The 21,957-nt window shown below is 63.0% G+C and carries 23 protein-coding genes and 1 pseudogene; 23 read left to right on the forward strand and 1 reads right to left on the reverse strand.

Translation table 11 applies throughout. From position 1 onward, the window contains the following. The 13 genes and pseudogenes from F3H35_RS18975 to F3H35_RS18050 form a co-directional block, all read left to right on the forward strand. A pseudogene (locus tag F3H35_RS18975) lies at positions 1-255 on the forward strand (aspartate aminotransferase family protein); the annotation flags it as partial. 308 nt (positions 256-563) lie between these two features. Further along, complete coding sequence (locus F3H35_RS17995) at positions 564-896, forward strand: PepSY domain-containing protein (protein WP_149780916.1); 333 nt, start codon at positions 564-566, stop codon at positions 894-896. Beyond that, positions 889-1,560: a cytochrome b/b6 domain-containing protein gene (locus F3H35_RS18000; RefSeq protein WP_149780917.1), complete on the forward strand. Its 672-nt coding sequence runs from the start codon at positions 889-891 to the stop codon at positions 1,558-1,560. The genes F3H35_RS17995 and F3H35_RS18000 overlap by 8 nt, the downstream gene beginning before the upstream one ends. Before the next feature lie 188 nt (positions 1,561-1,748). Beyond that, positions 1,749-2,129: a PepSY domain-containing protein gene (locus tag F3H35_RS18005; RefSeq protein WP_149780918.1), complete on the forward strand. Its 381-nt coding sequence runs from the start codon at positions 1,749-1,751 to the stop codon at positions 2,127-2,129. A gap of 38 nt (positions 2,130-2,167) precedes the next feature. After that, entirely contained in the window at positions 2,168-2,638 is a 471-nt protein-coding gene (locus F3H35_RS18010) for a DUF2271 domain-containing protein (protein ID WP_149780919.1), read from the forward strand. Between the two features lie 11 nt (positions 2,639-2,649). Beyond that, positions 2,650-4,857, forward strand: a complete 2,208-nt coding sequence (locus F3H35_RS18015; protein ID WP_149780920.1) for a PepSY domain-containing protein — start codon at positions 2,650-2,652, stop codon at positions 4,855-4,857. Continuing rightward, positions 4,838-5,818 (forward strand): FAD:protein FMN transferase, encoded by a 981-nt coding sequence (locus F3H35_RS18020; RefSeq protein WP_149780921.1) that lies wholly within the window; start codon positions 4,838-4,840, stop codon positions 5,816-5,818. Before F3H35_RS18015 ends, F3H35_RS18020 begins: the two co-directional genes overlap by 20 nt. Before the next feature lie 5 nt (positions 5,819-5,823). Then, a complete protein-coding gene (locus tag F3H35_RS18025) occupies positions 5,824-7,731 on the forward strand; it encodes a heavy metal translocating P-type ATPase (protein WP_149780922.1) in 1,908 nt (635 codons plus the stop codon). Further along, positions 7,728-8,429: a VIT1/CCC1 transporter family protein gene (locus F3H35_RS18030; RefSeq protein ID WP_149780923.1), complete on the forward strand. Its 702-nt coding sequence runs from the start codon at positions 7,728-7,730 to the stop codon at positions 8,427-8,429. The genes F3H35_RS18025 and F3H35_RS18030 overlap by 4 nt, the downstream gene beginning before the upstream one ends. Positions 8,430-8,761: 332 nt before the next feature. Continuing rightward, entirely contained in the window at positions 8,762-9,766 is a 1,005-nt protein-coding gene (locus tag F3H35_RS18035; RefSeq protein WP_149780924.1) for an AraC family transcriptional regulator, read from the forward strand. A gap of 104 nt (positions 9,767-9,870) precedes the next feature. Further along, complete coding sequence (locus F3H35_RS18040) at positions 9,871-10,698, forward strand: NAD(P)H-binding protein (protein ID WP_149780925.1); 828 nt, start codon at positions 9,871-9,873, stop codon at positions 10,696-10,698. 32 nt (positions 10,699-10,730) lie between these two features. After that, positions 10,731-11,147 carry a DUF4345 domain-containing protein gene (locus F3H35_RS18045; RefSeq protein WP_149780926.1) on the forward strand — a complete coding sequence of 139 codons (417 nt, stop codon included), beginning with the start codon at positions 10,731-10,733 and terminating at the stop codon, positions 11,145-11,147. A gap of 60 nt (positions 11,148-11,207) precedes the next feature. Beyond that, positions 11,208-11,732, forward strand: coding sequence for an anthrone oxygenase family protein (locus tag F3H35_RS18050; RefSeq protein ID WP_149780927.1), 525 nt, complete (start codon positions 11,208-11,210; stop codon positions 11,730-11,732). On the opposite strand, the gene F3H35_RS18055 is transcribed toward F3H35_RS18050, so the two are convergent. After that, positions 11,714-12,391, reverse strand: coding sequence for a DUF4386 domain-containing protein (locus F3H35_RS18055; protein WP_149780928.1), 678 nt, complete (start codon positions 12,389-12,391; stop codon positions 11,714-11,716). The two genes, F3H35_RS18050 and F3H35_RS18055, sit on opposite strands and share 19 nt — an antisense overlap. An 814-nt stretch (positions 12,392-13,205) precedes the next feature. On the opposite strand from F3H35_RS18055, the gene F3H35_RS18060 reads away from it, so the two are divergent. From F3H35_RS18060 to F3H35_RS18105, 10 genes are all read left to right on the forward strand, one after another. Next, positions 13,206-14,375, forward strand: a complete 1,170-nt coding sequence (locus F3H35_RS18060; RefSeq protein WP_223228474.1) for a transporter substrate-binding domain-containing protein — start codon at positions 13,206-13,208, stop codon at positions 14,373-14,375. Then, entirely contained in the window at positions 14,375-14,980 is a 606-nt protein-coding gene (locus F3H35_RS18065) for an ANTAR domain-containing response regulator (protein ID WP_149780929.1), read from the forward strand. Before F3H35_RS18060 ends, F3H35_RS18065 begins: the two co-directional genes overlap by 1 nt. 197 nt (positions 14,981-15,177) lie before the next feature. Next, positions 15,178-16,554, forward strand: coding sequence for a transporter substrate-binding domain-containing protein (locus tag F3H35_RS18070; protein ID WP_223228475.1), 1,377 nt, complete (start codon positions 15,178-15,180; stop codon positions 16,552-16,554). A gap of 60 nt (positions 16,555-16,614) precedes the next feature. Further along, entirely contained in the window at positions 16,615-17,508 is an 894-nt protein-coding gene (gene urtB, locus F3H35_RS18075) for an urea ABC transporter permease subunit UrtB (RefSeq protein WP_149780930.1), read from the forward strand. A gap of 6 nt (positions 17,509-17,514) precedes the next feature. After that, complete coding sequence (urtC, locus tag F3H35_RS18080) at positions 17,515-18,663, forward strand: urea ABC transporter permease subunit UrtC (RefSeq protein WP_149780931.1); 1,149 nt, start codon at positions 17,515-17,517, stop codon at positions 18,661-18,663. A gap of 12 nt (positions 18,664-18,675) precedes the next feature. Further along, positions 18,676-19,422, forward strand: a complete 747-nt coding sequence (gene urtD, locus F3H35_RS18085; RefSeq protein ID WP_149780932.1) for an urea ABC transporter ATP-binding protein UrtD — start codon at positions 18,676-18,678, stop codon at positions 19,420-19,422. Continuing rightward, positions 19,422-20,114: an urea ABC transporter ATP-binding subunit UrtE gene (gene urtE / locus F3H35_RS18090; protein WP_149780933.1), complete on the forward strand. Its 693-nt coding sequence runs from the start codon at positions 19,422-19,424 to the stop codon at positions 20,112-20,114. The genes urtD and urtE overlap by 1 nt, the downstream gene beginning before the upstream one ends. Beyond that, positions 20,114-20,575: an urease accessory protein UreE gene (gene ureE / locus F3H35_RS18095; RefSeq protein WP_149780934.1), complete on the forward strand. Its 462-nt coding sequence runs from the start codon at positions 20,114-20,116 to the stop codon at positions 20,573-20,575. Before urtE ends, ureE begins: the two co-directional genes overlap by 1 nt. Then, positions 20,572-21,258 (forward strand): urease accessory protein UreF, encoded by a 687-nt coding sequence (locus tag F3H35_RS18100; RefSeq protein WP_149780935.1) that lies wholly within the window; start codon positions 20,572-20,574, stop codon positions 21,256-21,258. The genes ureE and F3H35_RS18100 overlap by 4 nt, the downstream gene beginning before the upstream one ends. A gap of 14 nt (positions 21,259-21,272) precedes the next feature. Continuing rightward, positions 21,273-21,956 carry an urease subunit beta gene (locus F3H35_RS18105; RefSeq protein ID WP_149780936.1) on the forward strand — a complete coding sequence of 228 codons (684 nt, stop codon included), beginning with the start codon at positions 21,273-21,275 and terminating at the stop codon, positions 21,954-21,956. The last annotated feature ends 1 nt before the right edge of the window (position 21,957 follow it).

Below are 21,957 nucleotides of genomic sequence, written 5' to 3' on the forward strand. Positions count from 1 at the left end.
GAGGCCGCAGGCATTCCGCATCGGATCGTCGGCCATCCGACGTTGTTCGACGTCGTCTTCACCGACCGAGACGTGCGGACCTATCGGGATGTGCTTTCTGGTGATCAGACGAAGACTGCGAGGTTCAACGCCGTCCTGCGGGAGAATGGCGTCTTCAAGTCCCCGGGCAAGGTGTATCCCAGTCTCGCCCTGACCGAGGACGACTTCGAGTTGACCGAGGCGGCGATCGTCAAGGCTGCGGGCGCCATCGCCTGAGGTCTGCGGTCAGTCCGGACCATGAAAAGCATCAGGCCATGAAGGTGCGTGTGCCCGTCAAAGGCGTGATCGACGACAACCTGCAGGCGCGCATGAAGGCGCATGGATCGGGTCGCGCAGCGTGGCCCCGGAGCCGTGTCGTCCGCGACCAGCGGGATGCAACTGCGCGTTTCCCGTCCTCTTCCGATGAGCCCCTCGATCCGTCTGGCTGACACGAAGCTGACGCGGTGCGGCACGTTTCTTCAGGCTCCAGTCAGCTTCGCCGCGCATCCCTTGCGTGAAGATGGCCGCAGCGAGGAGTTTGGCCCATGAAGAAGACATTGACAGTTCTCGGGTTTCTCGCGGTTTTCCCGGCCGGTGTCGCGCTGGCGGATGATGATTGCTTCGTGCCGATCGCCGATTGGCAGCCGCGCGACGCCGTCGCCCAACTGGCGGAAGCGAACGGCTGGACGGTGCGCCGGATCAAGATCGACGATGGGTGCTACGAGGTCGATGGCCGCGACGCCGAGGGGCGTCTGATCGAGGTGAAGCTCGATCCGGCCACGCTGCGAGTGATCGAGTTCGAATACGAGGATGACGACGCCGACGATCGGCGAGAGCAAGATCGGCGCAGGGATCGCGAAGGAGGCGATGATGACTGACACAGTTTCACACGAGGCGCCGGAGATGGCCGCCGGCGCGAGCAGCAAGGTCCGTGTCTGGGATCCGCTGGTCCGCGTGTTCCATTGGGGCCTGGTCGCGGCTTTTGCGACCGCGTGGCTGACGGCGGACGAGCTGCAGACTGTTCATGAGTTCGCAGGCTACACCGTCGCCGGACTGGTGGCCTTCCGGTTGGTCTGGGGTCTTGTCGGCAGTCGCTACGCGCGCTTTGCCCAGTTCCTGAAAGGCCCCGGCGAAACGCTTGCCTATATCGGGGACATGGCCCGCGGGCGCGAGCGGCGTTACCTCGGCCACAATCCGGCGGGCGCGGCGATGATCGTGGCGCTTCTGGTCACGCTGTCGGGGACGGCTTTCACGGGCTGGCTCATGGAGGACGAAGCCCGTCTGGCGATGCTGCCCGCACTGCCGCAGATCGTGGCGCCCGCCTGGGCTGACGATGATGGTGACGCATACGAATACGGTGAAGGCGGTCAGGGCGAAGGTCTGCTGGAAGAGGTCCATGAGACGCTTGCCAACCTGATGCTGCTGCTTGCCGCGCTGCATGTGGGCGGTGTCGTGCTGGCCTCGTTCCGGCACCACGAGAACCTGGCGCGCGCCATGGTGACTGGCCACAAGCGAGGGCCTGGCCCCGGCGACATCGCCTGACCGCACCCATACCCAAGGCCGACCGTCCCTTCGGCCCTGCCTGGCCTCGCCCTTACGGGCGGGGCCTTTTTCTTTTTCGATCACCTTCGTCTTCCTGACGGCAAGCTGAAGCGGGAATCGCCGACTCGTCAGGAAGCCCTCAGGTCGCGTTGCCAGATTGTCCTGAGCAGACAAAAGGAGACCCTGCCATGAAAAAGACCCTGACCACCATTGCCCTGATTGCCCTTTTGCCCGCCGGCGCCGTGCTGGCTGACGACGACGATTGCCGTGTGCCCCGTGATCAGTGGCAGTCGCGCGAGGCTGCGATGCAGGTGGCCGAGCAGAACGGCTGGACCGTGCGCGACTTCGAGATCGAGGATGGCTGCTATGAGATCGAGGTCAGAGACAAGGACGGCCGGGAGGTCGAGGTAAAGCTTGATCCGGCGACGCTTCAGATTGTCGAGATGGAGTACGAAGATGACGACGACGACCGCCGCGGCGCCCGCAATCCCGCGCCCGCCGGTTCCGTCGCACCGCCGCAAAACGGTCTCTTCGGGAACGGCGCAGCCCCGAAGGTTCAGGTGAACTGAACCGCTCTCGCGCCCTTCACTGACCAAGGATACATACGATGAAATCGCTTTTTGCAACGCTTGCGCTGACCACAGCGCTGACGCTTCCCGGCCTCGCCATGGCGCGGCCGGTGACGCTGACCACGACCCTCAACAACTATGGCGGCGACGGGGCCTATCTCGCGCTCTATGTCACCGATGCTTCGGGCGCCTATGTCGGCAGCCTGTGGATGGCCGGTGGCAAGTCCAAGTACTACGAGCATCTGGGAGATTGGCACCGCGCCACCGGCGGCGACACGGGGCAGGTCAATGGCATCACCGGCGCCAGCGTGGGCGCGGGCCGCACGCTGGAGATCACGCTCGATCTTGCTGATGCGCTCTTCGATGCGGGCTATACGCTCCACATCGACGCGGCCGTCGAGGACATGCGCGACAGCCCGAACGAGGTGGCGGTGCCGCTGACCACCGAGGGCGCGGGCACGCCGGTGCAGGGCCGCCGCTACATCGCCAGCTTCGCCTACGACATGTAAGGAGCGGGGCCATGATCCGTGCACTCCATCGCTGGCCGGGTCTTCTGGCCCTTGCGCTTCTCACCGTTCTGAGCCTGAGCGGTGCGGCCCTGTCGGTCTTCCCCGCCGCGGACCGCATCGCTGCGCCGCAGGCGGAAGCGGGGCTGACCATCGCCGCTCTCGCGGACCGTATCCAGGCTGTTTATCCGGGCGTTGAGCAGATCCGCCGATCGCCCTCGGGCCGGATCACCGCCTATTGGTTCGAGCAGGGCGCGCCGGGCGCTGCCGTGATTGACCCGGCGACGGGGGAGGGCGTTGCCTCGGCCGACCCGAACCAGGTCGAACGCTGGCTCACCAACCTGCACCGTTCGCTGTTTCTCGGGGATGGCGGGCGCATGGCCATGGCCGCAGGGGCTGCTGCGATGCTGGTCCTCTCGCTGACGGGCGCAGCACTCGTGGCGCGGCGAACCGGGGGCTGGCGGCACTGGTTCGCGGCTTTGCGTGGTCCGCTCGCAGGTCGGCTGCATGTCGAGATTGCCCGGGTCGCCGTCGTCGGCCTTGTTCTGTCCTCCGCGACCGCCCTATGGATGACGGCGTCCACCTTCGATCTTCTGCCGGATGGCGGCGCGATGCCCGCCGCCCCGGCAGCGGTCAGTGGGGAGACAGGCTTTGCCCCGGGTCGGATGCCCATGCTGTGGCAAACGCCGATCGCCGAGTTGCGCGAACTGAGCTTTCCCTATCCCGGTGACGCGACGGATGTCTTCACGCTCAAGACCGACCGGGGTACAGGCTATCTTGATCAGGGCGACGGTGCCCTTCTGACATGGGCCGACCTGACGGCTTGGGAGCGCGTCTCGGAAACAATCTACATGCTGCACACGGGGCAGGGGGCGGCCACGCTGGGGCTTGTGCTTGGCCTGATGGCGCTTGGCGTGCCCGCGATGGGTGCGACCGGCGTGCTGGTCTGGCTTGCCGGGCGGCGCGGCCGACCGCGCATCCGGGGCAATCAGACCGCCGGTCGCGCCGAGACGATCCTGCTTGTCGGCAGCGAGGGGGGCAGCACCTGGGGCTTTGCCGCGACGCTTCACGCCGCGCTCACCCAAGCCGGGCAGAGCGTCCATGTCGGCCCGATGTCGGGCTTTGCGCCGAAGCGCTACGCGGCGGCCCGGCGGATCATCCTGCTTGCTGCGACCTATGGCGACGGTGCGGCGCCGGCCTCGGCGAAGGGATTTCTCGACCGGTTGAACGCTTGCGACCGAGCGCCGGACATTCCGATGGCCGTGCTTGGCTTCGGCGACCGCAGCTTTCCGGCCTATTGCGCCTTCGCCAAAGACGTCGCGGCAGCGGCGCAGGCGAAGGGATGGCCGCAGCTTCTGCCGCCGGGCACGATCGACCGGCAATCGCCCCAGGATTTCGCGCGCTGGGGTCGTGGGCTTGGAGACGTGCTGGGGCTGGATCTTGAACTGTCGCATCAGCCGGTCCAGCCGCACATGACCACGCTGACCCTCGTCTCGCGGCGCGACTACGGCGCCGAGGTGCAGGCTCCGACCGCGATCCTCCGCTTCGCGCTTCCGCGTGTCTCGCTCTGGCAACGACTGCGGGCAGGCGGGTTCGCCCGGTTTCAGGCTGGCGACCTGATCGGCATTCTGCCCGAAGGAGGCGCTGTCCCGCGGCTCTACTCGCTTGCCTCAGGACGCCGCGATGGCTTCGTCGAGATCGTGGTGAAGAAGCACCCCGGCGGCCTTTGCTCGGGTCAGCTCATGGCGCTGGAGCCGGGCGATACCGTCGCGGCCTTCCTCCGCCGCAACGCGGGTTTCCGTCCGGGGCGGAGCCGGGCGCCGCTGATCCTGATCGGCGCGGGGACCGGCATCGGGCCACTGGCGGGCTTCGTGCGGGGCAACACGCGGGGCAGGCCGCTTCACCTGTTCTTCGGCATGCGCCATCCCGACAGCGATTTCTTCTACGGAGAGGAATTCCCCGGCTGGCAGGACGAGGGGCGCCTGACCCGGTTGGTCACGGCCGTGTCGCGCGGGGCGCGTCCCAATTACGTCCAGGATGCGCTGCGCGGCGAGGCTGCTCAGGTCGTGGAGCTTATTCGCAATGGAGGGCGCGTGATGGTTTGCGGCGGACGGGACATGGCTGCTGGCGTGGCCGATGCGCTGGCCGACATCCTTGCGCCGGCCGGGCTTACGCCGTCGCTTCTGAAGGCGGAGGGGCGGTATGTCGAAGATGTCTACTGAGTGCGCGCGCATCGCTCTGAACGGAGCGACCATGGGCACGCGCTGGTCTGCGCTGTTCTTCGCGGAACCGGACTTCGACCCGGGCCCGGTCCGGGCCGCGCTGCAGGGTGCCGTCGACGAAATCGATGCCCAGATGTCGACATGGAAGCCCGACAGCGCCCTGATGCGGCTCAATGCGGCGCCTGTGGGAGAATGGGTGGCGGTGCCCGAGCGCCTTCGAGATGTCCTGCAGTTGGGCCTGAAGATCGGGCGCGCTTCGGGCGGGGCGTTCGACATCGGCATGGGCGATGCGGTGATGGCCTGGGGCTTCGGGCCACAGGGTGCTGCGCCGGATGGCATCCGGGCCGCCATGCAAGCCATGCGCCGCCCGGCGCACGAGGTCCTGGAGTTCGACGGCGCCAATGTGCGCAAGGCCGCGCCCATCGCACTCGACCTCAACGCCATCGCCAAGGGGTATGGCGTCGACCGGCTGGCCGAGACCTTGCGCGACCACGCAGTCGCCAATGCTCTCGTCGGGATCGATGGCGAGATGCGCGCGATGGGCCTCCGCCCGGATGGCGAGGCCTGGACCATCGCGGTCGAGGCGCCGGACGCCGAGCGCCGGACGCCGCATTCCATCCTCGGGCTGCAGGACGCTGCCGTTGCGACCTCAGGCGATTATCGCCACTGGGTCGAGGTGCACGGGCGACGCTTGTCTCACACGATGGACCCCAGGCGCGGCGCGCCGCTGATCGCGTCGCCAGCCTCCGTCAGCGTGGTGGCCCGCACCTGTGCCGAGGCGGATGCCTGGGCGACGGCGCTCATGGTGCTTGGGGCCGAGAGGGGCGCGGCGCTCGCAAGACGAACCGGGCTGGACGCCCTGTTCCTGCTGCGCGATGATGATGCCAGCGCAAGAGGCGTGGGAGTCGGACGACTTTTCTCCGAAGAGCCGGCGGCGACCGCCTCGATAGGGGGGCAGTGAGCCGCATGGAAACCACCCGCACCGATCGCCTGAAGACCGTCATTCTGCTGCTGGCCGCTGCGGGCCTGAGTTTGGGGCTTGCGTTCTATTTCGCGGGCCGACCCGATCTCGCGAACCTCGTCTGGCTTGCGGGTGTCGCGCCCGCATTGTCCGCGCTGGTGGTCGAAATCCTGCGCAGCCTGCGCTCTGGCGAGGTGGGCCTCGATATCGTTGCCGCGCTTTCGATGTCGGCGGCGCTTGTCTTCGGCGAAACGCTGGCGGCGGCGGTCGTTGCGGTGATGTATTCCGGCGGCACCTTCCTTGAGGCTTTCGCCGAGGGCCGCGCGAGGCGCGAGATGCACGATCTGCTTGCCCGAGTGCCCCGAACCGCGACCCGCCACCGCAACGGCGGGCTGGAGGAGGTGCCGCTTGACGAGATCGCGCCAGGCGATCGCCTTCTGATCCGGCAGGGCGACGTGGTGCCGGTCGACGGCACGGTGGTCTCGGAGACGGCCTTTGTCGATACCTCGGCGCTGACCGGCGAGTCCCTGCCCGTGCGGCTGGCGCGCGGGGCAGAGGCGATGAGCGGCTCGACCAATGCAGGCGAGGCTTTCGATCTCATGGCGACGCGCGAGGCGAAGGACAGCACCTATGCCGGGATCGTGCGCCTGGTGGAGGAAGCGCAGGCCTCCAAGGCGCCGATGGCACGGCTGGCGGACCGCTGGTCGCTGGGATTTCTGGCGCTCACGGTCGGTATCGCGTTCGCGGCCTGGTGGGTCTCCGGCGATCCGATCCGGGCTGTCGCGGTGCTTGTCGTCGCTACGCCCTGTCCGCTGATCCTTGCCGTGCCGGTCGCACTGGTTGCGGGCCTGTCGCGCGCGGCGCATTTCGGCGTGCTGATCAAGGGCGCAGGGCCGCTCGAAACGATGGCGCGTATCCGTACGCTGATCCTCGACAAGACCGGCACGCTGACCGATGGCCGGCCGCAGATCGTATCGATCGACAGCCATGACGGAATGGACCCCGATGACATCTTGCGTCTTGCCGCGGCGCTTGATCAGGCCTCGAAGCATCCGGTGGCGCAAGCCATTGTCGAGGCCGCGAAGGAGCGGGGTTTTGCTCTGCCCGTTCCTACGGACGTGGCGGAGATTCCGGGTGAAGGCGTCGTAGGCCATGTCGAGGGTCGCAAAGTCATTGTCGGTGGCGACGGCTTTGTCGCCGCGCGCGTGGGGCGCCAGCCCGGCGATCACTCCGCGAACGCCGCCGGATCGGTTCTGGTCGCCGTCGCCATCGACGGTCACATGGCAGGGCATCTCGTGATGTCCGATCCCCTGCGCGAAGGCGCGGGCGCCATGCTTGACGGTCTGCGGCGGGGCGGGATCACGCGTATCCTTCTCGCGACCGGCGACCGCGAGGACGTGGCCGAGCGCGTGACCGAGGGGCTTGGCCTTGACGGGCTGCGCGCGGGCCTTACGCCCGATCAGAAGGTTCTCCTCGTGCTCACCGAGCGCAAGCACGGGCCTGTCATGATGGTGGGCGACGGGGTCAATGACGCGCCCGCTCTGGCGGCGGCCGATGTGGGTGTCGCGATGGGCGCACGCGGTGCTGCTGCATCGGCTGAGGCGGCGGATGTCGTGCTGCTGGTGGACCGGATCGACCGGCTCGGGCCGGGGATCGAGATCGCCCGCGGTGCGCGCCGTATCGCCGTCGAAAGCGTTGTCGCCGGGATCGGGTTGTCGGTTCTGGGCATGATCGCCGCTGCCTTCGGCTATCTCACTCCGGTGCAGGGCGCACTCCTGCAGGAGGTCATCGACGTCGCCGTGATCCTGAATGCCCTGCGCGCGCTGCGCATCGCGCCCCATGAACCCACCATTCCGGACCCGAAGGCTGTCTCTTGCGGGCGGGCCGACATCGCGCAAGGAGCCACGCCATGAGCCGCCTGTCTCATTCCGAAATCCACATGGTCCATCGTATCGGATGGCTGCGGGCGGCCGTTCTGGGCGCCAATGACGGACTCGTCTCGACTGCGAGTCTGGTTGTCGGTGTTGCCGCTGCAGGATCCGGAAAGCCCGAGGTTTTGATCGCGGGCCTTGCCGGGCTCGTCGCCGGGGCCATGTCCATGGCGGCAGGCGAATATGTCTCGGTGAGCTCGCAGACCGATGCCGAGCAAGCCGACCTTGCGCGCGAGACCCGTGAACTTGCCGAGACGCCGGAAGCCGAGCTTGAGGAATTGACGCTGATCTATGTCGACCGGGGGCTTGACCGCGACCTTGCCGAGAAGGTGGCAGCTCAGTTGACCGAACGCGACGCGCTCGGATCGCATGCGCGCGACGAGCTTGGCATCTCCGAGACCGTGACGGCCCGTCCGATCCAGGCCGCCCTGGTGTCGGCCCTGACCTTTGCCTTGGGCGCCGTGCTTCCGTTGATCGTCGCGCTGCTGGTGCCGGAACCGAGGATCGGCCTTCTGGTGGGGGCATCCTCGATCCTTGGGCTGGCGGTTCTTGGTGGGCTTGGCGCGTCCGCTGGCGGAGCCGGCGTGATGCGTGGGGCCGCAAGGGTGACGTTCTGGGGCGCGTTGGCCATGGGCGCGACGGCCGCAGTCGGGGCGGTGTTCGGGGTCACGTTGGGGTAGGAGTGTGTCGCGCCGGCCAATAGATCTGTGTCGGGTCACTTGGCCATCTTGCCAACCTTCAGACTTCGTTGGTGGATTGGATTTCATCTGGCTTTGAACCAAGAGGTTACGGCGTTGGCCTGCCGCAATTCGCAGGCAGTATGACGTCGGCATGACTTCAATTGGGAGCCCGTTGGCGTGTGCCGCAATGCGCCGGCTTCAATCGCGAGATTTCGCACGACGTCATGGGGATTTCGCGGTGGGTTTTCTTGGCCTGCGCTGCAAGAAAGCCGATGTCTTGATCGCATCGGCAAGCAGCTTTGCGCGTCCCGTTGCATCGGCTAGGCTAGGGCATGGGCTATGTCACCTCTCTTTTTGCGCGCAAGATGATCGCGGCGGCGGGCGATGTCATCGATGGCGCGGCGCTGCTTCAAGGGGCGGGCATAGATCCGGATGGCCCCTGGGATCCGAAAGTGATGATCCCGGCCGCCACCTATTACGACATGCTGGAGCGCCTCGCGGATCAGATCGATGTGACCGAAATGCCGGTCCGCACCGGAGCCTCGATGCAACTGGACGAGTACGGCGCGCTTGGGCTTGCCTTCAAGGCCGCGCCGACGCTGGGCGCATCCTATGCGCGGGTCGAGCGGTATGCCCGCCTGTGGACCAGCGTGGTGCAGTACGAACTGCGCCCGGAGCCGCGCGGTACGCTCTTCATCCTGCACCGCCCCGGTGAACGGCGTCTGGGCATGCGGCTGTCGAACGAAACGACGCTTGTGAGTTCCGTGTCGATCGCCCGTCAGGTCAGCCCGGTGCCCGTCAAACCCTTGGAAGTTCTGATCCGGCATCCGGCCCCGAGTTCGGTGGCTGCGCATGAAGACTGGTTCGGTTGTCCCGTCCGGTTCGGCATGGGTCTCGACGCGATCCTCTATTCGCAAGAGACGCTGGCGCAGCCAAACATTCTTGGGGACGCGGGCATTTCGCGTTACCTCGCCTCACATCTCGACAAGGAGCTGTCGGAGATCGCCGACGAGGCCCCATTGGTCAAAGAGACCAAGGATGCCATCGCGCAGGCGCTCAGCGAAGGCGCGCCAAAGATGGCCGATATCGCGCGCGGGCTTGGGCTCAGCGCCCGGTCGTTCCACAGGCGGCTCTCCGAACATGGGATCAGCTTTCAGACCCTGACCGAAGAGACCCGTCGCGAACTGGCGGAGGGGCTCTTGCGCGACGATGGTCACTCGCTGGCCGAGATCGCCTTTCTGACAGGGTTTGCCGAGCAGAGCTCTTTTACCCGTGCCTTCAAGAGATGGGTGGGCATAACGCCGGCCAGCTACCGAAAGGCGCGGGCGGACGGCTGACCTTTTCTGGCTGCAGTGGTCAAAACGCTGGCGGGGTCGGTCAATACCGCTGCTCCGGCGGTTGCCTATACCTTGGTCGTCAACCCGAACCAAGGAGATTACCCATGCAAGACCAACCCATCCTCGTCATCGGCGCAACCGGCAAGACCGGTGCCCGCGTCGCCGCCAAGCTCGAGGCCAAAGGCGTCGCCGTCCGCAGAGGCTCGCGCAGCTCCGCCACGCCCTTCGACTGGGAGGCGCCTGAAACCTGGGCGCCGGCGCTGAGCGGCGTCCGCGCGGCCTATATCACCTACTTTCCCGATCTTGCTTTCCCCGGCGCGGTTGAGAAGCTCGAGTCGCTGGTAGAGACGGCGAAGGATGCCGGTCTGGGGCATCTCGTGTTGCTGTCCGGTCGGGGTGAGCACCATGCTCGGCTGGGCGAAGAGGTCGTGCGCAGCTCGGGTGTCGATTTCACCATCGTCCGCGCTGCGTGGTTCGCGCAAAACTTTTCCGAGGGCTACCTGAGCGACCCGATCCTTGCCGGCGTCCTGCCCATGCCGGGCGGCGAAATTGCAGAGCCGATCATTGACATAGATGACATCGCCGATGTCGCGGTCGCGGCGCTGACCGAGGAAGGCCACAGGGGCAAACTCTACGAGGTAACCGGCCCGCGTCTGATGACCTTCGCCGACATGGCGCGCGAGCTCTCAGCAGCACTTGGCCGACCGATCCGGCACATCCCGATCAGCTTCGAGGATTTTCATGCCAACATCGCGCAGTCGGGCGGGACCTTCGTTGCAGACGTGTTCACCGCCATCGCGCGCGAAACGCTGGACGGGCGCAACGCACACGTGACTGACGGCGTGATGCAGGCGCTCGGCCGACCGCCGCGCGACTTTGCCGACTTTGCCAAGGCCGCGGCGCGCGCGGGCGCATGGTCGAGCGCTGCCTGACCCACACTGCGCCCATACCGAAAGGACATCCCATGACCCTCGACCGTCTGCAGAACTTCGCGCTTGGCATCGCAGGTCTATCCGCCCTCGGCATTGGTGCCGCGATTACCCTTATCCCGCATACGTTCTACGCAAGCTACGGGATCGCGCTTGGGTCTGACCCCAGCCTTTTGAGCGAGTTGCGCGCGCCCGGCGCCTGTCTCTCCGCGCTTGGTGCCGTCATGCTGGCGGGCATCATGTGGCGATCCCTGGCCGAGGCGGCGCTTGTTGCTGCGCTTGTCGTGTTCCTCGGCTTTCCTGCCGGGCGCGTCGTCGGGCTTGTCCTTGACGGTGTGCCCTCTGCCGGGATCCTGGCGGCGCTCGTTTTTGAACTGGCGATTGCGGTGATCTGCCTCGTCGCCTTCCGGCCCGGGAGAGGACGGGCCGGACCGCGCGTCGCCCTTCGCTGATCCCATTTTCCCCGCGGCGGGGGGTCTCCGCCGCGGTCCGCATATCAAGGAGCTCTGTCCATGTCCCCGTTCTTTTTCATCCTGATGCAGGTCGCCATCCTTGCCTATGCTTTGGTGGGCGGCGTTTTCCTCGCATTCTCGGACTTCATCATGCGCGCGCTGTCGCTGACTGGCGGCAATGGCGGCGTGGAGGCCATGCAGGTCATCAATCGCGAGGTCTTCCACTGGGTTTTCATGGTCCTTTTCCTCGGGATGGCGGCGGTGTCGCTTGTCATCTTCGGGTACGGTGCGACGCATCTCGCCCATCCCTCTGGCGGGGTGATCCTGCTTGCGGGCCTCGTCTACCTGATCGGCTGCTTCGGCGTGACGGTCGTATTCAATGTACCGATGAACGAGGCACTCGCCGGGATGGACCTGACACAGGACGCGACCCGCGCCTATTGGACAGGCACCTATCTGCCGCGCTGGACCTTCTGGAACACTGTTCGGACGCTGGCATGCGGGGTGTCCGCAGCCCTTCTGCTCTTCGGGCTGCTATCGATGACCGAAGCACAGGCAACCGCGCTTCATGTCGTGGCGCGATGAAGCAGGAGCCGCAGGCAGAAGGCTGTTTCGGCCAGGATGGTCACGCCATAGGCCGGCGCGAAGGCGGCTGACAGGTCGGGCGCGAAGAACCGCAGGGCGCTGCCTGTGAGATAGACCAGACCGGCTGCTGCGAGACCAATTCCGAAGGCGCGGGCGAAGACCCGCGAACGCCAGACGAGCATCCCCATGATCAGGCTGTTCACGCCGAAGAAAAAGAGGCCGAGGTCATAGCCATGACCGTGCAGATCAAGGAAGACGAGCGCCAGTGCCTCTGCATCGACAACCCCGGTGTCCCCCGAAATCAAGAGCCACGCGGCCTGCATGGCCATGAGGTTCGCAGCGATCAAGATGGTCTGGATCAGACGGAACACCATGGCCGAAAGAGCGAGACCCGGTGCGACTGACCGGAAGATAAGGTAGAGCAGTATCGCAAGCCCTGCATCGCAGAGCGCCATGATCAGGTCGGCGGCGATGGCCAACCGGAACTGGACCGGTGCGGCAAGGATGGCCGCCCCCGTGCCCTCTGCATCGGTAAGATCGATCAACGGGCCGCGAAGACCAAGCTCGGCACCCAATCCGGCAACGATGATGATGAGATAGAGCAATCCGGCAACCCGGATCTGGCGCGCAAGGGCGGGGCTCGGCATAAGGTCTTTCATGGTTTCGGTCCTTCGAGAATTCCGCGTGACGGCCCTGCCGGCCCGACCCAGTCAGGCGGTCTTTCGCCTTGGCCAAGGACAGCACGCCGATCGTTTTCTAGATCACGTCGTATGGCTCGCCCCCGGCTGTGAAATTTTCCTGCATGAAGTGGGTGACTCGGTCTGCGCAGAGCGTGGTCACCATGCTTCAAGCCGTTCGCCCCGCCGAATACCAGCGTCCTGTTGCCGAAGCGGGGCACCTGAATTGAAACGTTGAGATCAATCATGTCGGCACCCAGAGGCTTATGAATGACCCCGCCGGGCGACCGGATGTCGAAATTGGTCGATGCCCGAATTCACTGATCACATGGTTGTCCTGATCTCATCGTTTCTATTTCAGTCGCGAAACTTTCGCAAACGTCGTCGCCCGCCTGTCTTTGCTCGGGGCGGGCGAGCGGGACGCGCGCCGCGTGCGTATGGTGTGCACCGTGGACCCATTTCATATACGCGGCCCCGAGGGGCTTGCTGAATGCCCTTGAACGCAGCGTGCGCGGCGGCGAGTAGCCGGAGGGTGGTGTGAAACACTCGCCCTGACACACTTGGCAGCCGCCGCAGGTCAACCGGCCATGTGAGATTGAAATTCAGGAATGCCTGAAATCTAAACACAACGCCTAAAGTCACGCCATTTTTGACGCATGACGCGGTTGTGGGGCCACTATTTTGCGCATTTCAATTCCTGATCCTCCAACTTTCTTGGCAACGCAAAAATGTCAGACTAAGCATAACGAGTGACCGATATCCCAAGTGCTGGACGGTTTTTGGCACTGTTGCATAAATGGATGTCCCGATGACTTCTCGTGGAGCGCCGGTCACAATCGGCATGTTGTTCTCGCAAACCGGTGTCACTGCGGTGCTCGAACGCTCGCAGCGTCAGGCCGCGATGCTGGCGGTTTCTCAGATAAATTCAGAGGGCGGCCTGTTGGACCGCGAGGTTGTGTTGCTCGACTCTGACCCGGCCTCCAATCCCGGCCGGTTCAGGACAGAAGCCAAACGGCTTCTGGATGCCGGGGCAGAAACGTTGTTCGGTTGTTACATGTCGTCCACGCGCAAGGCTGTGTTGCCAGTCGTTGAATCGCGAAACTCGCTGCTGTTTTATCCAACGCTTTATGAAGGTTTCGAATACACGCCATTTTGCATCTACTCAGGCGCCGCACCCAACCAAAATGCGGGTATGTTGGCGGATTATCTGACTGAAACCCATGGGCAAAGCTATTATTTCGTCGGATCAAATTATGTTTATCCCTATGAATGCAACCGCATCATGCGCGACCTGCTGTCGAACCGCGGGGCCACGGTCGTGGATGAAGTTTATATTTCTCTGGATCCAAGCGATGAAGAAATCGCACGTGTCATCGCGATGCTGAAGGATGCCGGCCCGGTGGTGGTGTTTTCTACCCTGGTTGGCGACGGGGCTGTGCGGTTCTACAAGGCTTACGACAAGGCGGGGTTCGACCGGACCGCGCAGCCGATCGCGTCCTTGACCTTTGGAGAGCCGGAAATACAAGCGCTCGGAAGCGAGGCGGCGACGGGGCATATCAAAGCCGCGCCCTATTTCAGTGTGCTGGACACTCCTGCAAATCGGGAATTCGTCAAGTCCTACCGCGAGACTTTTGGCCCGGACGCGCCCATCTCGGCAGAGGCTGAAGCGGCATATTTCCAGGTGAAGCTCTTTGCAGAGGCGGTGCGCCGTGCGGGCAAGTCGGATCGAAACTCGGTCATCCGAACCTTGCCCACGTTCAGCTTCGAGGCCCCTCAAGGCACGGTGCGCGTGGATAGCGTCACGCATCATACGCATCTCTGGCCTCGCGTAGCTGTCGTCGGAGAGGATGGAGAGTTTGAGATTGTGCGCGAAGCCACGGAACCGGTGGCACCTGATCCTTATCTTGTAGAGCTGGAAAACAGCTCCTGGATGCTTCCTTCAGATTTGGCTCACGGGAGTTCCTGATGCCCCGTTTCCGTCTGAGGGATTTGCGTGACCTATTCGTCGTGATCGTGCACCCGTCCGACAGCGACGGTCGGGCGATGCTTGAACAGATGGAGCGGATCGGTTGCAGGACCGAGCTGATCTGGCCTCCGAAGCGCCGTCTCCCACCGAATGCGGATGTCGTCTTTCTTGGGCTTTTCTTCGACAGCCGGAAAGACATCACCAACATGATCCGCCGATCTGAAAAGCCCGGGCCGGCAATCATAGGTGTGGTCGATTACGAGAACCCTGCGATGCTTGAATTTGTGCTGGAGGTCGGGGCAATCGCCGTCACATCCAAGCCCGTGCGCAGCTTCGGCATATTGACCAACCTCGTGGTCGGATATTCCAGCATGCTGCGCCAGTTCGAGGCACAGGAACGAATCACGCGGCTGGAAAAGAAGCTTCTTGGCAAGAAAGTAATCGCCAAGGCAAAGGCAATTCTCATCAATATGCATGGGTTCAGTGAAGAAGATGCCTATAAATTAATCAGAGAGCAGGCAATGTATAAGCGAACGACGATAGAAGACATGGCACAGGCAATAATCAATGCAAATGAGCTTTTGTCCGGGCCCAGCCTGTCGTAACGTAACCTCAGGACGTGGCCAAAGATGCCCACGCACTGACCAATCCACGCTGTCGCCGAACCATGTTGGTAGGTGAATGCGTAGGCAGGAAGGCGCAACGCTGCCCCTGACTGCAGGCCGCTAAATACCGGCCACACTTTGCAAAAATAAGCAGGAACACTGCACGCTGGCATGCCTTGCGCGCGTTCCGTCGAACAATGCCGTCATTCCTGCACTGCATGCGTCTGCGGACGCCATTCTTCAACTTCGGTCACACACCTTCTTGGCGTGCCGCCCGTTCGCATGCGCCCATCCCAACACACTTCTTGATGGAGACGAAGATAATGTCGAACAATCGCCGGAATTTTCTAAAACAGACAGCTGCTTACGGTGCGACAGCCGCGCTTGGACCAGGTCTTTGGGCCTCCGCGGCAAGAGCGGAATCGGAAATTGACGTTGGTGTGCTCTTTTCGCTCACGGGCGGATTGTCGATCGTCGAGCAATCGCTTGCAGATGCGACGCTCATGGCAATCGACGAAATCAACGCCGCAGGTGGCGTGATGGGCAAGAAACTCAATCCGATCGTTGAAGATGGTGCCTCAGACGCCCGGACATTCAACGAGCGGGCCTCGAAACTCGTTCTTCGCGATCGGGTCCCCACGGTGTTTGGTTGCTACACGTCGGCGTCGCGCAAGGCGGTGTTGCCGATTTTCGAGCGTCGCAACAACATGCTGTTCTACCCGACCTATTACGAAGGCTTCGAGTGCTCGAAGAACGTGGTTTACACTGGCGCCGTTCCGAACCAGCAGCTGTCGAACTATATCCCTTGGATCATCAACACCTTGGGAAAAAAGAAATTCTTCATCGTCGGGTCGAACTACATCTACCCGCGTGAGATGGCCAAAGTCTCCAAGATCCTGATCGAGCAGAATGGCGGGGAATGGGTTGCCGACGAGTACCTGGAGTTGGGGCACTCTGAATGGGGGGCGATGGTGTCCCGGATCAAGTCGTCGGGCTGCGATGTCGTGCTGTCCAACGTGGTCGGGGATTCCGTCATCGCCTTCTATCGTGAGTTCCGCAATCAGGGTCTGACCCATGACCAGTTGCCGATCTGTGCGACCGTGACCTCGGAAATCGAGATTGCGGCGATGGGCGCGGAAGTTGCCGCGGGCTCGTTTACGTCCTTCCCCTATTTCCAGGCCATCGATACGACGGCGAACAACGATTTCGTGGAGCGCTACCGGCGGTTCGTGGATGACTCCTCTGCGGTGACCCAGCACGCGCTCGAATGTTCCTATTTCCAGGTCTACCTCTGGAAACAGGCCGTCGAGAAAGCCGGCGAGGTCACGCCGGATGCAATCAGGGAAGGCATCAAGGGACAGACCTTCGATGCGCCGAACGGCAAGGTCACTGTTGATGGTGAGAACCTGCACACATTCCTGACCCCGCGCATCGCGCAATGGGGCGGGGATGGCCAAGGCGAGATCATCGACGAATACCCCGAACCGATCAAGCCGCTGCCCTATGTCGCCTATGGCGAAACGGATGGTGACCTCTTCTGCTCCGCTGCCGGGCTCGATTCGTCACGGCTGTAAGGCCAAAAGGGCGGGCATCGACGCGATGCCCGCCACTCTCAAAGTCTTTCGGAGGGCGCAATGTTTGAAGTCCTGTTCATCGGTCTGTCGCTGACATCTGTCCTGCTGCTTATCGCGTTGGGATTGTCCATAACCTACGGCGCCATGGGCGTCATCAACATGGCGCATGGCGAGCTGGTTATGATCGGCGCCTACACCGCGGTGTTGGCCGGTATCCATCTTGGCTTCAATATCTTCCTGTCATTGCCCTTGGCTTTTGTGGTCGCCGCACTTGTTGGCTTGCTGATCGAGCGGGTTGTCATTCGCAGGTTGTATGGGCGGATCATCGATACGCTGCTTGCCACCTGGGGCGTTGCGATCATCCTGCAGCAGCTTATCAGGCTGGAATTCGGGCTGACATTTTTCGGCATCAGCATCGAAGGGCTTGGCCCGGGTCTTCAGAACATGCGCGTGCCGACCTTCATGATGGAACCCTTCGATCTGATGGGTCTCTCCATCCAACCCTATCGGACCTTTATCCTGTGCGTCACGATCCTGCTGACGGCGCTGACATGGTACCTTGTGTATCGCACGGCCATCGGGGTGCAGGTGCGGGCGATCATGCGCAACCCCCAGATGGCCGCGGCCTGCGGCATCGACGTGCGGCGCGTATCGGCCCTGACCTTTGCTTATGGATCAGGCCTTGCTGGCGTGGCCGGCGTTCTGCTGGCGGGGTTCCGAACCGTGATGCCCGACATGGGGGCCACCGTTGTGGTTGACGGGTTCCTGGTCGTCGTGGTTGGCGGTGTAGGCAGCCTGTTGGGCACAATCCTGTCCTCTGCGCTTCTGGGACAGATCAACGGGATCGTGTCGGTGTTTTCCAACGACATCATTGCGCGGGCCGTCGTGTTCGGCGTGGTCATTGCCATCATCCTGTGGCGGCCGCGTGGTCTTTTCTCCTTCAAATCGAGGTAAGCCATCATGTCCAACAGGATCTTCATCCTGGGTGATAGGGCTGTCTATGCAGCCTTCATCATCATCGTCCTTGCGCTGCCGCTTCTGGTGGACGACGTGTTCTGGCTGAACCGGATCGCCAAATACCTTGTGTTCGGCATGCTCGGTCTCGCGATCGCGCTGTCCTGGGGCTACGCGGGCATTCTCAATCTCGGGCAGGGGCTGTTCTTTGGTCTTGGGGCCTACATGATCGCGATGTCGCTTAAGCTGCAAAGCTACACATCGCTGCAACAGGGCTCTGACAAGCCCATCCCCGATTTCATGTTGTGGAATGCAGAGCCAGGCGCGCCGACCGATCTGTGCTGCATCACGCCAGGGTCGTGGTTGTGGATACCCTTCCAGGCGCAATGGTTCGGGATGGCCATGGCGGTTGTCGTCCCTGTTGTGTTTGCGTTGATCATCGGTTCCACCATCTTCCGGTTGCGGGTGTCTGGCGTCTATGTGGCGATCATCACGCTGGCGCTGGTGCTGCTGGCCCGGCTTTTGTTCATCGATCTGCAGCCGGTCACAAACGGGTTCAACGGCCTGACAGATCTTGGGTGGCTCACGATCGCGGGAATCGAATTCGATCCGTTCATGGTCGCGACCTATTATATCATCGCGGTTTCCGTCTGCGTGGTGCTGCTATTGTCACGCTGGTTGATCTCGACCCGCGCGGGGCTGATCCTGCAGTCGACGCGGGATGATCCGAACCGTTCCCGTTACCTTGGCTATGACGTGGCGTCTTACCAGGTCTTTTTCTTCACCGTCTCGGCTGGGATCGCCGGGTTTGCGGGGATGCTCTTCGTCATCGTATCGGAATTTGCGACCCCCACCTATTTCGACATCGCCTTCTCGATCTCGATGGTGGTCTGGGCGGCGGTCGGCGGTCGCTCGTCGCTGATCGGCGCCGCTTTGGGGGCCATCCTGATCAATACGATCGAGGCCTCGGTGTCCGAAAGCGAGATGTTCCAGCAGGCCTGGCGACTGATCATCGGCATCGTGTTCGTCCTGGTGGTCCTGTACATGCCGCGCGGTCTTGCCGGCTTGGCCCGCGACGTACTGGCCCGCGTGGTCGCGCTGTCGCAGCGCACAGGCGGCAAAGACAGCCAATCTTCCCACACCGCAGCCGAATAAGGGGGACACCACATGAAAGCTGCATTGACGATCGAGGGGCTGGAGGTTGATTTCGGCGGCTTCAAGGCTGTGGATTCCATGACCACGGTCATAGATGACGGTGAATTGCGCGTCATCCTGGGCCCGAACGGCGCTGGCAAGACCACGCTGATGGACCTCATCAGCGGCAAGACCGCGGCGACGGGCGGGAAGGTCCACCTTTTTGGTCGTGACATCACCAATCGTCCTGAGCACGAGATTGCTCGGGCCGGGGTGGGGCGCAAGTTCCAGATCCCGTCGGTTTTCCGCGACCTGTCTGTTTTGCAAAACCTTGAAGTGGCGGTCAGCCATGAGCCGCGTGTGTTTCGGAACCTGCGGCTTGGCATGAGCCGGGCCGACCGCAAGCGCATCGACGAGGTCATCGACCTGACCGGGCTGGGAGCGGTGCTCGACACCTTGGCAGGGGATCTCAGCCACGGCCAGATGCAATGGCTGGAACTCGGGATGCTCATCACGCAGCAATCGAAGGTCATCTTGCTGGATGAGCCGACGGCGGGCATGACGCAGGGCGAAACCTCGAAAACCGCCGATATCATCCTGCGCTTGAAGGGCACGCACACAATTCTTGTGGTCGAGCATGACATGGCTTTCGTGCGCAAGATTGCCGAGAAAGTGACGGTTATGCATCTGGGCAAGCTGCTTGCCGAAGGGCCGATGCAGACGATCGAGGCAGACCCTGCCGTACGCGACGCCTATCTTGGATCGGGAGGGTTGCATTGATGCTGGTTCTTCGCAACGTCAACAGCTTCTATGGCCGCAGTCAGGCATTGCATGATTTGAACTTCGATGCCCCAGAGGGGCAGATCGTAGCGATCCTCGGGCGTAACGGGGTGGGCAAAACAACGCTTTTGCGCACCATCATCGGGCTGACAGACCGTACCGAGGGGCGGATCGACCTGTCCGGGGTCGAGATCGGGTCCATGCCCACCTTCGCCAGGGCACGTGCGGGTATTGCCTATGTGCCGCAGGGCCGCATGATCATCCCAGATTTCAGCATTCGCGAGAATATCCTGATGGGAGGGTTCGCCGCCTCCGGTCAGCGCCGCATTCCAGAGATCGTCGCGGAGTTGTTTCCCTACCTGATGGAAAATCTTGAACGCCCCGGCGGTGTGCTGTCCGGCGGCCAGCAACAGCAACTGGCCATTGCGCGCGCCCTGGCGTGCGATCCGAAGATCTTGCTCATGGATGAGCCGACGGAGGGTATCCAGCCAAATATCGTGCACCAGATCGAGGATTGCATCATCCGACTGAACACGGAGCTTGGGCTGACAATCCTTCTGGTGGAGCAGAATGTCGATTTTGCAAAACGTGCGGCAAGCACGTTCGCCATGATCGAGAACGGAACCACGGTCTCTGCAGGAAAAATCGAAGACCTGACCGACGAGATCGTTTCGCGGCACATGGCGATCTGATGGAAATCTACACCTCCATACTCGGAACCGCAGACGCGCCGGAGCATCACGATGCGCTGCACCATCTGGCGCATAAACACGCTGTGGATGTCGTGCGGCTGTCTCGCGCCGACCTTGCACGCCGTCGACTCCGGATCCGGACGGACGCAGGTCGCGAGGTCGCGATTGCCTTGCCCCGTGACCAGAAGCTGTTCGAGGGTGCTTTGCTGGCGCTGAAAGAGGACAGCGCGCTGGTTGTGCGCGTCGAGACAGAGCGCTGGATCCGACTGGCGCCGCGCGATGCGGCTGCGGCGCTCAGGCTCGGGTATTTCTGTGGCAACCTGCACTGGCGTGTTCGCTTCGAAGAGAACGACCTCTGCGTTGCAGTGGAAACCGAAGAGCACGTCTATCTGGAGCGTCTGGAGGGCCTTCTGGAAGAGGGTGCCGTTACTCTTTTGTCTGATAACGGAGAGGCGGGATGACGTCGAATACTGGCACCGTCATTCGGCTGTTGCAGGTTTCGGATTCGGCCTTTCCCTCTGGTGCGTTCGCGTTTTCGTCCGGTTTGGAAACCCTAGTGAACGAGGGGCGCATACACGATGCCACGGATATCCGTGCTGTTCTGACGGGTCAGGTTCTGCCCCGTTGGGCAAGTTTCGACCGCCCTTTCCTGCACGCGGCCTATGCCGCCGAGGCGGACATCGCGCGATTGGCCGAGATCGACGAGCGCTGTCATGCTCAAAACAGTGCAGACCGTTTGGCCGAGGCGGCACGGCGTATCGGCAGATCGCTTCTCTCGGTGCACGCCCGGATCGGGACACGGGGCACGGCAGAATATCGCGCGGCGACAAGTGGGCCGGATTTGCGGGATAGGAGCGGGTATGAACCCGTGGTGCAGGGGCTGATCGGGTTCGGACTTGGTTTGAGTGCCGCTCAGACCGAAATGAGCGCGCTGCACACTGTCACGATGGGGTTCGTTTCGGCGGCCATACGTTTGGGGCGGCTTGGCGCAATAGAGGCCCAAGCCGTTCTGGCCGCCGCCGCGCCACAGATGGCTGACATCCTTGATAGCCCGGTTCCGGCGCGTCCCGGAGCGTTTTCACCTTTCGCAGAGATCGCGGCCCTGCGCCGAAGCACGGGCAATGCCAACCTGTTCGCCACATGATGAAAGTTTGATCCATGCTGCTGACACCCACGGAACTTGAGCGATTGACGATCTTCACCGCAGCGGAACTTGCCCGCAAGCGACGAGCGCGCGGCCTGCGGCTGAATGCGCCGGAGGCGGTGGCGCTGATTGCAGACGAAATCCTTGAAGGTGCGCGCGACGGCTCTTCGGTCGCTGCCATGATCAGTTTCGGCTCGACCGTGCTGAGCACCGATGATGTGATGCCCGGTGTCGCAGACCTTTTGCCGATGATCCAGGTGGAGGCGGTCTTTCCCGACGGCACGAAACTGGTGACGGTGCATGATCCGATCCGTCCCGGTGACTTGCCGGTTGACGATACGGTGGGTCGTCCGGGCGAAATTCGCGCAGCCGAGGGCGAGATCGAACTCAATGCAGGCCGTGAAAAGACAACCTTGACGGTGAAAAACACCGGCGATCGCCCGGTTCAGGTTGGCAGCCACTATCACTTCTTCGAAACGAACAAGGCGCTCGATTTCGACCGTGCGGCCGCTTTTGGCTTCCGGCTCGATATTCCTGCAGGGACGGCGGTTCGTTTCGAGCCGGGGCAGGAAAAGGAAGTCACGCTGTGCAGTTTTGGGGGCAACAAGCACCTGACGGGACTGAACAACCTGACGCGAGGTGAAGGCAAAGAGGCGGCTTTGGAGCGTGCGCGCGCCGCAGGATTCAAGGGAGCCTGAC

Source organism: Roseovarius litoreus (genome assembly GCF_900142765.1).
GTDB classification, from domain to species: domain Bacteria; phylum Pseudomonadota; class Alphaproteobacteria; order Rhodobacterales; family Rhodobacteraceae; genus Roseovarius; species Roseovarius litoreus.